This is a genomic window from Tissierella praeacuta DSM 18095, assembly GCF_900128955.1.
Classification (GTDB): Bacteria; Bacillota; Clostridia; order Tissierellales; family Tissierellaceae; genus Tissierella; species Tissierella praeacuta.
This window is the reverse complement of sequence record NZ_FQTY01000001.1, coordinates 270310-285861: the sequence shown is the minus strand read 5'-3', so window position 1 is coordinate 285861 and position 15552 is coordinate 270310. Positions and strand designations below refer to the sequence as shown.

The following is a 15552-nucleotide window of genomic DNA, read 5'->3' as shown; positions in this document are numbered from 1 at the left end:
ATCATCCTTCTACATAATTCTTAGAAAAGCTTTTTCTATATCTGTTTTACTCATCTCCAAAATAGTTGGTCTGCCATGAGGACAGCTATGTGGATTATTACATCTTTTCAGTTGTTTAAATAAACTAAGTATTTCAATTTTACTCATATGATCTCCACTTTTAACAGCCTTAGTACAAGCAATCTTCATTATTTTATCTAATCTAGTATCATAATTACTTTTAATATTATTGATATTATCCAATAAATCATAAAATAATTCTTTAATCTTTGGTACTCCAAAGAGTAGAGGAACAGATCTTATGGCTACACTATTATTTCCGAATCCTTCAATATCAAATCCTAGCTTTATAAAAATTAATCTATTTTCTATAAAATTATTCATCTCAGAGTTTGTCAATTCTATAACTTCAGGTACTAAAAGTTGTTGAGTAATTATATTTTCATTATTAAATTCCTCTAAATACTTTTCATACATAACCCTTTCATGTGCAGCATGTTGGTCAATAAAATATAATTTTTGATTTACTTTATCTTCAGCTAATATATACGTATTAAATATTACTCCTATTGGCTCCATATCAGAAAGAATATTTTTAATATCTGTAGCTTTATCCTCAATAATAACTTCCTCAGGAAACTGTTCTTCATGATTAATATTTTCACTAATTAAAAATTCATTTTTTGGAATTACATCTAATTCAACAGATTTATTTAAAGTTCTATCTTCAATTATTTTATTTTTAGTAAAGTCTTTAACGATGATATCATCTTGTATATCAGTATTTTTATGCATAAACAATAATGGAGGATTTTCTTCCTTAATTATTTCCGTTGTCTGTTTGAAATTTACCTTAGGAACAGATATTGAAGGATATAATGCATTTTTTATAACCTTATCTATTACTGAAAATATCTGAGATTGATTAACAAACTTAATTTCTTGTTTCGTTGGATGTATATTTACATCTATACTACTGGGATCCAATTCCATAAATAAGATAAAGCAAGGGAACCTATTTAATGGAATAATAGATTTATAATGACCTTCAATAGCATTTGATATATTTATATTATTTATATATCTTCCATTAATATATATATATTGATGATTTCTATTACTCCTGTATAAATTGTTATTAGATATAAATCCATTTAGATGAATTCCATGTTCATCAAATTCAATCTCAATTAAGTTCTTAGAAAATTCTTTTCCTAAAATACTATATATATGGGCTTCCATATTATTATTTTTTGAAGTCTTTAAAACAACTTTATTATCTCGTATAAATTTAAAAGAAGTGTTTAAGTTTCCCAGTGCTACCCTATATACTATATCAGAAATTTGATTAGATTCAATTAAATCTGATTTCAAAAATTCTTTTCTAACAGGCAAATTATAAAATAAATCTTTTACAATAATAGTAGTACCCTTCGGGCACCCTATAGGTTCTTTAGAAATGATTTCTCCTTCTTCTACTATAGCATGAATACCTCCAAATCCATTTTTAGTCTTAGTCATGACTTCTACCATAGAAACATGTGATATGCTAGCTAAAGCTTCTCCCCTAAACCCCAAAGATCGTATCCTATATAAATCTTCAACAGAAGATAATTTTGATGTAGAATGTCTTTTAAAAGCCAAATTCAAATCATCTGCTTCAATACCATCTCCATCATCAGTAACTCTAATATAAGATTTACCACCATTTTTAATTTCTACAGTTATATTACTTGAGTTAGCGTCTAAAGAGTTTTCTATTAATTCTTTAACTATAGATGATGGTCTTTCAATAACTTCACCTGCAGCTATTTTCTGTATAGTTGTATTATCTAGCAGCTTAATTCTACCCATCACTATCTCTCCTTAACTGTTTAGCATCCTCTTTTAAATTATACAGGATATTTAAAGCCTCCCTTGGTGTTATACTATCTATATCTAAATTTAAAATTTTATCAAGATAATAATCCTTTTTATAATCTACTAAATTTAACTGTTTTGGTTCTTCTTTTGGTGTACTATTAATATTTATTTGATGGTTCCCTTCTATTAAGGACAATATTTCATTAGCCCTAGTAATGACTTCTCTATTAATTCCTGCTAATTTAGCAACTTCTATTCCATAACTTTTATTTGTGCTGCCTTCAACTATCTTTCTTAAAAAAATAATTTGATCTCCCTTTTCTTGAGCAACTATTGTTAAATTCTTTATGCCATTATTTTTTTCTTGAAGTTGAGTTAATTCATGATAATGGGTTGCAAACAGAGTCTTTGCCTTTATATTATTTGCAATATGCTCCACTATAGCCCAAGCAATACTCAGTCCATCATAGGTACTAGTCCCCCTACCTACTTCATCTAAAATAATTAAACTATCATTAGTAGCAGATTTTATAATGTTAGACACTTCATTCATTTCCACCATAAAGGTACTTTCACCTTGTGATAAATTGTCTGCAGCTCCAATTCTAGTAAATATTCTATCTACTATAGATATATCCGCACTACTAGCAGGAACAAAAGAGCCTATATGAGCTAAAAGAGTAATAATAGCAACTTGGCGCATATAAGTAGATTTTCCAGCCATATTTGGTCCAGTAATAATCTGAACCATATTATTTTTTGTATCTAAATAGGTATCATTAGGTATAAACAAATTATTTTCAATATTACTCTCTACTACTGGATGTCTACCATCTTTAATATTAATTATTCCTTTTTTATTAAAATTTGGTTTAACAAAATTTAATTTATATGCAACCTGCGCAAATGCATTTAATACATCAACTTGAGAAATTATTCTACTTGCATTTTGAATTCGTTCAATATTCTTTTTAACTTCATTTCTGATATTACTAAAAATTTGATACTCTAAATCTAATGATTTGACCTCAGCACCTAAAATTCTATTTTCCATGTTTTTTAATTCCTCTGTATAGTATCTTTCAGAATTAGTTAAAGTTTGCTTCCTTATAAAATAATCAGGAACTGAAGAAATATTAGACTTGGTTACTTCAAAATAATATCCATAAATTTTATTAAATCCTATTTTTAAATTTTTAATACCAGTTTTTTCTCTTTCTTTAGTTTCTAACGTTGCGAGCCATTCTTTTCCTCTTGTACAAGCTTCTTTAATTTCATCTAATTCAGCATCGTATCCTTCTTTTATTAGTCCACCATCTTTTAAAGATATAGGAGGATTTTCGTTAATTCCTTTATCTAATAACAAATAAATATCTTCTAATGTATCAAGGTTTGTTCCCATATTACTTAATTCTATATTATTAGAAGATTTTAATATCCTTTTAAAATCTGGCAAAACAGAAATTGAAGATTTTAAAGACATTAAATCTCTTGCATTACAATTTCCATTAGATATTTTACTGGTAAGTCTTTCAATATCATATATTTGTTTTAAAATAAACTTAATATCATCCATTGTTACAATATTATCTAAAAAATGCTCCACTACACTATTTCGTTTTTCTATTTCAGTTATATTTACTAAAGGCTGTTCTAACCATTTCTTTAGAAGTCTTCCCCCCATAGAAGTAGAGGTTTTATCTAATAAGCCAATTAAAGCTCCTTTTCTGTCCTTCTTTATAATTGTTTCATGTATTTCCAGATTTGCTCTAGTGCTTATATCTAATATCATATAATTATTTGGTTTATAATAGGATAAGTTATTAATATGATCCAATGAGGATTTTTGTGTCGTATATAAATATTCTATTAGCTTTCCAGTTGCAATAATAGAATATATTCTATTATTTAATTCTAATTCCTCTAAAGTAGATATATTAAAATGATTCAAAACTATAGTTTCCCAATTTTTCTTATCCACTTCCTTTTCTTTATAAATATTAATATAAGGATTAATAGTATTTTTTAAAACCTTTAAAACCTTTGTATTTTTATTAAATATTTCATTACATATGATTTCTGAAGGAAGTATTTTGCCAAGTTCATCTATAAGAAAAGAATTAATTTTTTCCTCTTCTCCTATAAATTCAGTAGTATACATTTCTCCTGTTGAGTTATCAACATAAGAGATACCAGTTCCTAAATTATCTAAATAAATAGATACTAAATAATTATTAGTCTTTTCATCTAAAATGGCTTGATCCGTTATAGTCCCTGGAGTGACAACTTTTATTACATCCCTTTTTACAATTCCCTTAGCTAAGGCAGGATCTTCTATTTGTTCACATATAGCTACTTTATAACCTTTTTCGACTAATCTAGATACATAAGAGTCAGAAACATGATGAGGCACTCCACACATTGGAGCCTTCTCATCCATTCCGCAATCTCTTTGAGTTAAGGTAATCTCTAATTCTCTCGATGCAGTTATTGCATCCTCAAAAAACATTTCATAAAAATCTCCCAATCTAAAAAAGAGGATACAATCTTTATATTGTTGCTTTATACTCATATACTGTTGCATCATTGGTGTTAAATTTTCCAAAAATTTTCCTCCTTCTAAGCAGTAAAAATTAAATTATACTACCCTCAAGTGTAAAAGTTTTAACATTTTCAATTTTTATATTAACTAAAGAACCTATAAGTTCTTTCCCCCCTTTAAAATGTACAAGTTTGTTAGTTCTTGTTCTTCCTGTTAAAACTTCAGCATTATTTTTACTTATTTCTTCCACTAGGACTTCTAATGTTTTACCTAATAATTTCTGATTTATACCTAAGGCAATTTCATTTAATGTGTCTGTTAATCTTTCGAATCTAATATGCTTTAATTTTTCATCTATTTGATTTTCCATTTTAGCGGCTTTAGTACCTTCTCTAATAGAATACAAGAAGGTAAATGCCGAATCAAATTTTACCTCTTTAACTAAGTCTAATGTCTCATTAAAATCCTCATCTGTTTCCCCTGGAAATCCAATTATAATATCCGTTGTAATAGCTATTTCTGGAACTGCTTCTTTTAACTTGCCAATAATCTTTAAATAGTCTTCCTTAGTATAATTTCTATTCATTTCCTTTAAAACTTTATTGCTACCAGATTGAACAGGCAGATGCAAGTGAGGACATAGTTTATCTAAAGTAGCATAACAATTAATTAAGTCATCAGATAAATCTTTAGGGTGGGATGTCATAAACCTAATTCTTTCAATTCCGTCTATTTTATTAATATCCTTTAAAAGATCAGTAAAGCTATAATTTCTCTGTAAATTCTTTCCGTAAGAATTTACATTTTGACCTAATAAAGTAACTTCCTTACATCCATTTTTAGCTAGTTCCTCTATCTCTTTAATTATATTCTCTGGCTCTCTGCTATTTTCTCTTCCTCTAGTATATGGAACTATACAATAAGTACAGAAATTATTACATCCGTACATAATATTAACAAATGCCTTATAAGAATATTTTCGATTAGAATTTATATCTTCAATTATTTCTCTACCATCTTCAAGTATGTCTACAATAGTTTCACCAGTTTTCATATGGTTATTAATTAGTTGAGGCAACTTATGAATATTATGAGTACCAAATATTATATCTACATGTCTATGCTTAGACAATATAACTTTCCTAACCTCTTCTCTTTGCATCATACAACCGCAAACTGCAATCATCAAATCAGGTTTCTCCCTTTTTAATTGCTTTAATGAACCTAAGTTTCCATATACTCTGAATTCAGCATTTTCCCTAACTAAACAAGTATTATATATTATAAAATCTGCCTCTTCTATATTCTCAGTTTCAATATAGTTCATTCTCTCTAAAATCCATGATATTTTTTCAGAATCATGCTCATTCATCTGACAACCATAGGTTTTTATGAGATACTTTTTTTGTCTTTTGCTTTCCTTCATTTTTACACCTCATTAATTTTTATATTAAATATATTATAGCATAATTATAACTATTGTTAAAACCATAAAACTAATAGAATACACTAGAAGTCTATAAAATGTTTAAACTAAGTGATTTAACTTTAACTCACAATAAAGTAAATAATTTATCCTAAAAATTAAGAATAGGATGAAAAATTTTTTAATTAGTGTATAATAGATGTAAGTAGACTAATTAAATTTATTGGCAAAAATTCATATAAAATATAAAAGAGGGGGAAATTTATAATGAGTAAACCAATACTATCAGCACATTTTGAATCAAGAAAACCATCAGATGTTCGTTTAGCTCAAATGAAATATGACGAACGTAAAGTAAAACCTCAAGCAGTAATTAATGTTGGAATAGGAAACGTATCTTTACCAACAAATCCAGCTATGCAAAAGAGAATGTTTGGACTTAATTCATCTGAAAGTCCTTTTGCAAATGGAGTTGTTAGATATTCAGGAACAGCAGGTACTGTAGAAGCACAAAATGCTTTTAAAAATATCTTAAAGAGTGAAGGTTTTGATACAAGTAATCTTTATGTTCAAGTAACAGATGGTGGTTCATCTGGTATGGAATTATTACTTCTAGGGGTTTGCGGACCAGCTGGAACTGATGAAAGACCTCTTATGATGATTGACCCTGCTTATACAAACTATATTTCATTTGCAGAAAGAATTGGTCGTAAAACTGTAACTATAAAACGTCATATGGGCGAAGATGGAAAGTTTAATTTACCGGATATGGATGAAGTTGAAGAAATGATTAAATCAAATAATCCAGGAGCACTTTTAATAATTCCATATGATAATCCAACAGGACAATATTACACATATGATATTTTAAAAGACCTTGCTAAGCTTTGTGTTAAGTATAATATGTGGATGGTAAGTGATGAAGCTTATCGTGAATTATATTATAATGAAGAAGAAAAACTTGTAAGTATTTGGGGATTAACAGATGCAGATGTCCCAGGGATTGAGGGAAGAAGAATTAGTATTGAAACTGCTTCAAAAGTATGGAATGCATGTGGTCTAAGAATAGGTGCAGTTATTACAGATAATGCAGAATTTAACAACCGTTCAGTTGCTGAATATACAGCTAATCTTTGTGCTAATGTAATTGGACAATATATTTTCGGAGCATTAGCTCATGAAAGCAAAGAAAGTATTCTTGGATGGTGTAAACAACAAAGAGATTATTATAAAGATTTAATAGTAAAGGTTTATAATGGTCTTAAAGAACAAGAACCTAATCTTATTGTTTCAAGCCCAGATGCATCAATTTATTCAGTAATAGATGTAAGAAATGTTGTAAAGCCAGGATTTGATTCAATTGATTTCGTTCTATATTGTGCAGGGGAAGGTTCAGTTGATATGAATGGAGTTGAAACAACTTTACTTGTAGCACCAATGAAGGGTTTCTATGATGTTAAAAATGATGAAGAAAATCCAGGAAAAACTCAGTTCAGAATTTCTTTTGTTGAATCACCTGAAAACATGGCTAAGGTTCCTGAATTATTTGTTAAACTTTTAAGAAAATATGAGGCTCAAAGATAATATAAAGTAAAATTCATTCTAAATATATAGAAATAGTATAAGAGTTTATTATACCCTTATACTATTTCTTTTTAAATATCTTCTTAAAAAACCCTACTTCTTTTTCTTCAATTTTTTTTAGTTTTTCATTCAATTCTATATTTTCAAAAGTTTTCTCCTTTATTTTCATTTTAAGCTTGGCATTTTCACATATCAAAACATCTCTTTCCTTAGAATTCAATTCATTTCGAAGCATTGCTACCTCATCTCTTAATTCTTCTATTACTTTAATATTTTTTTCTGAACCTTCATTAATATGATTAAATAATTTATCAAAGAATTCTTCTTCCAAAGTCATACTTATTTCTTTTGCTAATTGATATGTATCAAAAAACATATTATCTTCAACAGCAACAATATCTGTTTCTTCATGATTGTTCACCATAATTTCTGGAGATTGTATTATAAGCTTTATCTGTTTATTAGTAAATCCTTTATCCTGTAAAGTCTTTATATATTGTATTAATTCAATCTCTTTATATGTGAAATACCTATGATTTGAATTATTTCTTGGAATATCAATTTCAAATTCTTTCTCATAATATCTTAGGACATGTGGAGCATATCCAGTCAGTTCAGATACTTCCGATATAGTGTATTCATGATTCAAATCCAACATAATATATCCCCCTCGAATCCAATCTCTATCTAATTATATAGTTCTATAAACAAATTATAAATCCTTTATTTTTTAAAAACTTTTTTCATACAAATTATTTCATAATAATACAAAACCCAATATACTATTTCATAGTTAAACAAAAACCTAATATTTTATAAAAAATATATAGTATTTTTTATATATAATTGTCGATGAAAAATAATAAAATCCATCTTGCTTATGGCAAAAATGGATTTTATTATGAAAGCCAATAATTGGGAAACAAATCCCAACTATTGGCTTTTTACTATCTACCACAACTTGTATGAATATACTTTATTTTTTCATCAATCTTAACATCAGAATGATAACATCCACGTGTGGTACATTGAGTCCACGATTGGGTTACAACCTTTGTCTTCTCTACATCACATTTTGCAGAATGTCCACATGGTTCAATCTCTAAAACATATTTATCTGTTCTAGTTTTGCTTACAATTTGACCCTTTCCACAATAGTCACAATCAAGAGATCTCAAAAAAGTATTCTCTCTATTATTTTCCTCCACTGCAATCACATTAACTGGAAAGATTGCAAGTAACATTAATACTGATAATACTACTGATAGGTACTTATTAATATCTTTCTTTAGCATATAATATAGCCCCTTTCTTTTGTATATAATTTATATTTTTACATTAGTAATTAAACATAACTTTCCTCCCCTATAGAAAGTTATTCCTAGGATTTATCTTTGGGGAATAATAAATACCAAGTATTACCAAGGTTTGACTAAATTATATCAAACTTATCTACTATTATCAATAATCTTTATTCGTAATTTGTTGACATTTACTTCGATAATAAATATAAATATTAGATTATAAAAGTTTTGTTTTAAGATAAAACCTCCAATTACATACGTTAAACATATATAATGGCAGCCCTATTAATATCACTTATACTACACTCAAGTTCTTATATGTCTAACTTATCCTCTAAAAACTTTACTAAAAGCTTTGTACAATTAATAATATCATCCTTAGATGCCATTTCTATAGTAGAATGAACATATCTAGTAGGTATAGAAATTACTCCAGACGGAACTCCTTCTTTGTTAATATGGATAACTCCAGAATCTGTACCACCAAATTCTAATACCTCCATTTGATAAGGAATTCTATTATCCTTAGCTAAGGAAACTAATAAATCTTTTACTTTTGGATGACAGATAATAGAATTATCTTTTACCTTAATTGAAGCTCCTTTATTTAATCCAATGGCAAATCTTTTAGCCTTAGGAGTATCACCATGACTAGTTACATCTAAGGCAATTCCTATATCAGGTTCAACTCTATATGCCGCAGTCTTAGCTCCCCTAAGTCCTACTTCTTCTTGAACTGAAAAAACAAAGTATAAATCATTGACTGGATTCTTTATTGATTTTAGAGCTTCAATTGCAATAAAACATCCAACCCTATCATCTAAATAAGGAGTAAATACAACATTTTCATTTTCTATATACTCAGATTTATATATACAAATATCACCTATATTTATTTTTTTCTCTGCTTCTTCTTTACTAAAAGCACCAATATCTATATACATATTTTCTAATTTTAACTTGGATATATCCTCAATAGGTTCAGCATAAACAACTCCAATAGTGCCATTTTCAAATATAACTTGCTGACTTAAAGAAACTACTGGAGAAATACCACCTACATTTGTAAATCTTAAAAATCCTTTTTCATCTATATCAATTACCATAAGTCCAATTTGATCCATATGGGCAGAAATCATAACTTTTTTCCCATTGCCCTTTTTTCTAGCAATTAAATTACCTAGAGCATCTATTTCCATTTCATCTACATAATCTTTAATTTCATTTAAAATATATTCTCTTATTAATTTTTCATTGCTTGCCGGACCATAAACCCCAACTAATTCTTTTAACAAGCTAAAGTTCATACTCATTATAATTCCTCCCTTTCATATTCAGATAAAATTGCCTTCAAAAGCAAGTACGTATTGTTGTAATCCTCTTTACTCATTACAGATGCTGGTGAATGTATATATCTACAAGGAACTGATATAGTAGTAGTTAGTGAGCCTTCTCTAGTAGTATGAATTTTCCCAGAATCATTTCCTCCCATAGAAGTTTTTCTATATTGATATAGGATATTATTTTTTTTTGCAACACTAACTACTTTTCTTCTAAATTCATGATTATATATTGTAGTTCTATCTATTAAAGATATTGCAGGTCCTTTATTAATATAAGTAGGAACTAAATGTGTATCCAACTTCGGCATATCATAGCATAATGTTCCTTCTAATATTAATGAAATATCTGGATTAACTTCATAGGCTGCAGGGCCAGCTCCTACTAATCCTATTTCTTCCATTACTGTAAAAACAGCATAAAAGCTAATATCTTTTACCTCTTTAATTAGATTAACTAAAAGGGAGCATCCAACCCTGTTATCAAGTGCTTTTGCCTTAACTAAATTCTCACCAAATTCTACATAATCAGATGCAAAGGAAACATAGTCACCAATAGCAACTAATTTTTCGGCTTCTTCCTTAGATTTTACACCTATATCTATGTATAATTCATCTAATGTTAAGGCTCTTTTCCATTCTTCTTTTTTTTGAAGATGAATTGGTTTTGCACCAATTACACCCATAATTTTATCTTTCCCAACTAAAACAGGTTTAGATACCAAAATCCTTTTATCTATTCCACCTACTGTTGTAAATTTAAGTAGCCCCATACTATCAATCTCTTTAATGAGTAATCCAACTTCATCCATATGTGCTGTAATCATTAATCTTTTATCAGTACTTTTACCTTTCTTATATGCAATTATATTCCCTATCCTGTCTATTTTTAAGGTATCAACGTACTCTTTTATTTCAGAAATTATTAAATCTCTAACTTCTTTTTCATTACCAGATACTCCTGAGGCTTCCGTTAATTGTTTTAATAGCATAATAGTCCCTCCAAATTCTCATTAGAAATAGAAGCAATAAAAAATGCTAATAGCTTCCCAGTATGCTTTATATCTATCATATCAACTACCTCAACAGATGTGTGCATATATCTTAAGGGAATTGACAGTACTAAGGAAGGAATTCCCTCTCTAGTTATCATCATAGCCCTTGCATCAGTTCCAGTTAATCCTGGAGTTATTTCCATTTGAAATGGAATATTATATTCTCTAGCCACTTCTGTAAGTTTCTTTCGAAGTGTTGGGTGAATATTTCCACCTAATGTAATACCAACTCCCTTGCCTAGTTCTATAGAATCAGATTTAGAAAGTTCTGGAGTTGTACCAAATCCAACATCTACAGCAATACCAATATCAGGGTTGACTTTATAGGTACTAACTAAAGCTCCAGCCATACTGACCTCTTCTTGTACTGTGGAGATAAAGTATACATCTGCTTCATGTTTTATCTTGCTTAACTCTTTGATACATTCATAAATAACAGTTATCCCAGCTCTATCATCTAAAGCCTTTCCTGCAACTCTTGTTCCCTGAAGATTAACCATTTTTCTTCTAATAGTTATTGGATTCCCTATATTTATAAATTCATCCACTTTCTCTTTAGAAAATCCAATATCTATAATCATGTCTTCCATCTTTATAGCTTTATCATGCTCTGATTGTTCTTGTAAATGAGGAGGCTTAGAACCTATGACTCCAAAATAATCTTCCTTACCATGTACAATGACTTCTTGACCTAAAATAGTTCTAGGATCAATTCCACCTATATTAGTAAATCTAATAAATCCATTCTCTTCAATATCCTTTACCATTAATCCAATTTCATCCATATGAGCTGCAAGCATTATCTTTATATTATTTTCATTAGGTTCTCCCTTTTTCACTGCTATGATGTTTCCAAGTTTATCTACTATAATATCATCTGCATATTCATCAAATGCTGATGTTATAGCATCTCTTAAGGTATGTTCATATCCAGAGATACCTTTACCATTACTTAATAATTCTAAAAACATCTTGGCATCCAAATCTATTCCTCCTTTTAGTTATAATTTTTTAATCATTAAATTATCTTTTCATAAAAAAATGTCTTTGCTGCCTTTAATTTATGTTTTTCAGGCATAATTATTTGCTCAGTACTTCCTACAAATAATATGCCAATATCACTTAAGGAATTATAAAACTTAGAGTATAAAAGCTCCTTTGCATCCTCGGTAAAATAAATCATTACATTACGACAAGCTATTAAATCTATATTTGATGGGAATCTATCTTTTAATAAATCCATCTTTTTATATTCAACACATTTTTTAATATCATCTGATATTTTATATGAGCTTTCTATTTTATTAAAATACTTTTCCTTGAACCCTTTCGGAAGATTTGCCAAGGATTTTTCACTATATAATCCTAGTTTTGCCTTGTTCATAGCCTCATCATCTAAATCTGTTGCTAATATTTTGATATCTTTTAAAGGAAAAAAATTAGATAGCATCATAACTAAAGAATATGGTTCTTCCCCAGTAGAACAAGCGGCACTCCAAACTTTTAGTCCTCTTTTGTTTTTCTTCATTAAAGAGGGAATTATATCTTTTTCTAATACATCCCATTGAGAAGGATTTCTATAAAATTCTGAAACATTTATGGTCAAATAGTTAATAAATTGTTCTAATAATTTTTCATCTTTCTTTATTCCAATAAAATAATCATCAAAATCTTTAAAATTATTTCTACTTAGTAATGATGATATTCTTCTCTTCATTTGTTTCTCTTTATAATAATTTAAATCTATATTTATTAATTCATTTACATTTTTTTTAAAAGCTTCATATTTATCCATTTTTACCTCCCAAAAGTATTTAAGCAAAAATGCAATATAGGGCTTTAATGTAATTACACTACATTAAAACCCTTAGTCTTTAGCAATTTATTAATTATTATCTACAATATCTCCAATAGTCATTTCTGGTTCTTTATTTAAAATTATATCTTCTTCAACTACTTCGTTAACCTCTTTTAAACTTAAGCTGATTTTCTTCTCTTCTTCATTAATATCAATAACTTTTATATTAATTTTCTCTCCTACTTTTAAAACATCTGCTGGTTTATTAATATGTTCTTTTGATATTTGTGAAACATGAAGTAATCCATCTACTCCTTCTTTTAATCTAACAAATGCACCAAAGTCTAATAAATTTACAACGGTTCCTTCAACAATATCGCCAACACTTACGTTTTTAGAAAAAGCAGTCCATGGTTCCTCTACAGTTTGTTTTAACCCTAAGGAAATTCTGCCTTTTTCCTTGTCTAGAGCTAATACTTTAACTAAAACTTTTTGTCCTTCTTTAACTACATTTGAAGGATGTTTAACTCTATTCCAAGATAAATCTGATATATGAATTAATCCATCTACTCCGCCTAAATCTACGAAAGCACCAAAGTCAGTTAATCTTTGTACAGTACCTTCTACCACTTGATCTACTTCAAGAGTTGCCCATAACTCTTTTTTCTTATTATTTAATTCTTCTCTTTCTACTTCTTTTCTAGATAAAATAACTCTTTTTTTCTCTCTATCAAAATCAATAATTTTAGCTATTAGAACTTTACCTTTATATACACTTAAATCAGATACAAAATTAATAGATACCTGAGAAGCTGGCATAAAACCATTAACTCCATTTACTATTACAGAAAGTCCACCTTTAATATTATTTAATACCTTACATTCAACTCTTTCTTTATCATTAAATATCTTTTCAACAGTATCTAAATTTTTAAAATCATTTACTCTCTTTGCTGAAAGAACTACATTACCTTCACCATCATCTAACTTAACTACATAAACATCTATTTCATCTCCAACCTTATATAGCTCCTTTGGTTTTACATCTGGATCATTAGATAATTCCTCTCTATTAATAATACCATCAGATTTATAATTTATATTAACCATAACTTCATTATTAGTAACATAAATTACTTCACCTTTTAATACATCACCTCTATGAATTTTAGTAAAAGAATTTTCAATTGCCTCCATCATTTCATTGCTGTTAATATTGTCCATTGTTTCAACTACCTCCTTAATTATCCAATCAGGTGTTGAAGCACCTGCTGTTATTCCTATTTTATTAAATTTTGATAGTACTTGTAAAGGTAATTCTTTAGAAGTTTCTATATGATATACATTTTTACAATACTTTTTACTAATTTCTACTAATTTGTTTGTATTTGAACTATGATATCCTCCTATTACAATCATAGCGTCTACTTTGCTTGAAACCTCTTTACATGATTCTTGACGTAAATTTGTAGCATTGCAAATTGTATTAAATATTTCAACCTTATTACCTTTTTCTTTTATAATCTTTGATAAAGTTTCAAATTTTTCTTGTGTATTTGTGGTTTGAGAAACTACACATATTTTATCCATTTTAGATAAATTCCTTGCTTCTTCTAAGGAATTTACAATAAATGCCTGATTTTTGCACCAGCCATTTATTCCAATTATCTCAGGATGACTTGCATCTCCAATTATTACTATATTATATCCTTGATTTTGATATTCTTCAACCCTCTTATGTACAGATTTTACATAAGGACAGGTACTATCTATTATATCTAAACTCATATCACTAATCTTGTCTATAATAGATTTACTCACTCCATGAGACCTTATAATTACTCTACCATTTTTAATTTCCTCTATTTCATCAATAGTCTTTAACCCTTTTTCTTCAAAACTTTTTACTACTTGGGGATTATGAATTAAAGGTCCAAGTGAATAAATATTGCTGTTAGAATTTAAAAGTTCAGTAGTTGTTATATCCACTGCCCTTTTTACTCCAAAACAAAACCCAGCATTATCAGCTATAATTATTTCCACTACATTTCCACCTCTTTATCTTTAATAGAATATATTGATTGAAGGATTTCTTTACTAAATAAACGATAATCCTCTGTAGTCAATTTTTTATCATCCTTACTAAAAAAACTAATTGGTTTTCCAAAATAAACTCTTATCTTGCTAAAAGGTTTAAAATGCCCTTCTATATATACTGGTAAAACTGGGGAATTAGCCTTTATACTTATCAATGCAACTCCAGGCTTTGCATTCTCTATGTTCATTTCTTTTACTCTAGTTCCTTCTGGAAATATACCTAATACACTCTCTTTTTTTAAAACTTTTAATGCATTTCTTATTGCTGATAAATCTGATTCTTCACGATCTACTGGAAACGCTCCAAGTTTAGTTAAAAAACATGATAATACTTTATTTTTAAAAAGCTGTTTTTTCGCCATCCAGCAGACTTGTCGTGGAAATACAATAGATAAAATAATGGGATCTAAATTACTTATATGATTGGAACATAATATTAATCTTCCTTCTTCCAGTACATTATCTTTACCATGAACCTCTAATCTATATAATAATCTAAATAGTATCCCTACTATTCCCCTTATTACGCTATAAAGATACATA

The 15552-nt window shown here is 28.3% G+C and carries 12 protein-coding genes; 1 reads left to right on the top strand and 11 read right to left on the bottom strand.

What is annotated here, in order from left to right; all coding sequences use genetic code 11:
• Positions 1-9 precede the first annotated feature (9 nt).
• From mutL to miaB, 3 genes are read right to left on the bottom strand one after another with little or no spacing between them, the layout of a single operon-like run.
• The gene (gene mutL, locus BUB33_RS01560) at positions 10-1854 is read right to left on the bottom strand and encodes a DNA mismatch repair endonuclease MutL (protein WP_072972208.1); all 1845 of its coding nucleotides are present in this window, start codon (positions 1852-1854) and stop codon (positions 10-12) included.
• Positions 1847-4468: a DNA mismatch repair protein MutS gene (gene mutS, locus BUB33_RS01555; RefSeq protein WP_072972203.1), complete on the bottom strand. Its 2622-nt coding sequence runs from the start codon at positions 4466-4468 to the stop codon at positions 1847-1849. Before mutS ends, mutL begins: the two co-directional genes overlap by 8 nt.
• Positions 4469-4496: 28 nt before the next feature.
• Positions 4497-5831, bottom strand: a complete 1335-nt coding sequence (gene miaB / locus BUB33_RS01550; protein WP_072972200.1) for a tRNA (N6-isopentenyl adenosine(37)-C2)-methylthiotransferase MiaB — start codon at positions 5829-5831, stop codon at positions 4497-4499.
• A gap of 267 nt (positions 5832-6098) precedes the next feature.
• Here miaB and BUB33_RS01545 point away from each other — a divergent pair, with 267 nt between their 5' ends.
• Positions 6099-7415 (top strand): pyridoxal phosphate-dependent aminotransferase, encoded by a 1317-nt coding sequence (locus tag BUB33_RS01545; RefSeq protein WP_072972197.1) that lies wholly within the window; start codon positions 6099-6101, stop codon positions 7413-7415.
• A gap of 61 nt (positions 7416-7476) precedes the next feature.
• Here BUB33_RS01545 and BUB33_RS01540 read toward each other — a convergent pair whose 3' ends face one another.
• From BUB33_RS01540 to BUB33_RS01505, 8 genes are all read right to left on the bottom strand, one after another.
• Positions 7477-8073: a MerR family transcriptional regulator gene (locus BUB33_RS01540; RefSeq protein ID WP_072972194.1), complete on the bottom strand. Its 597-nt coding sequence runs from the start codon at positions 8071-8073 to the stop codon at positions 7477-7479.
• Between the two features lie 289 nt (positions 8074-8362).
• Positions 8363-8710, bottom strand: a complete 348-nt coding sequence (locus tag BUB33_RS01535) for a hypothetical protein (RefSeq protein WP_072972190.1) — start codon at positions 8708-8710, stop codon at positions 8363-8365.
• Between the two features lie 323 nt (positions 8711-9033).
• Positions 9034-10032 (bottom strand): M42 family metallopeptidase, encoded by a 999-nt coding sequence (locus tag BUB33_RS01530; protein ID WP_072972186.1) that lies wholly within the window; start codon positions 10030-10032, stop codon positions 9034-9036.
• On the bottom strand, positions 10032-11051 hold the full coding sequence (locus BUB33_RS01525) for a M42 family metallopeptidase (RefSeq protein ID WP_072972182.1): 1020 nt from the start codon (positions 11049-11051) through the stop codon (positions 10032-10034). Before BUB33_RS01525 ends, BUB33_RS01530 begins: the two co-directional genes overlap by 1 nt.
• Entirely contained in the window at positions 11042-12097 is a 1056-nt protein-coding gene (locus BUB33_RS01520) for a M42 family metallopeptidase (protein ID WP_072972179.1), read from the bottom strand. The genes BUB33_RS01525 and BUB33_RS01520 overlap by 10 nt, the downstream gene beginning before the upstream one ends.
• 35 nt (positions 12098-12132) lie before the next feature.
• The gene (locus tag BUB33_RS01515) at positions 12133-12909 is read right to left on the bottom strand and encodes a CheR family methyltransferase (protein WP_072972176.1); all 777 of its coding nucleotides are present in this window, start codon (positions 12907-12909) and stop codon (positions 12133-12135) included.
• 90 nt (positions 12910-12999) lie between these two features.
• The gene (locus BUB33_RS01510) at positions 13000-14955 is read right to left on the bottom strand and encodes a bifunctional 4-hydroxy-3-methylbut-2-enyl diphosphate reductase/30S ribosomal protein S1 (RefSeq protein WP_072972172.1); all 1956 of its coding nucleotides are present in this window, start codon (positions 14953-14955) and stop codon (positions 13000-13002) included.
• Positions 14955-15551, bottom strand: a complete 597-nt coding sequence (locus BUB33_RS01505; protein ID WP_072972169.1) for a lysophospholipid acyltransferase family protein — start codon at positions 15549-15551, stop codon at positions 14955-14957. Before BUB33_RS01505 ends, BUB33_RS01510 begins: the two co-directional genes overlap by 1 nt.
• Between the last annotated feature and the right edge of the window lies 1 nt (position 15552).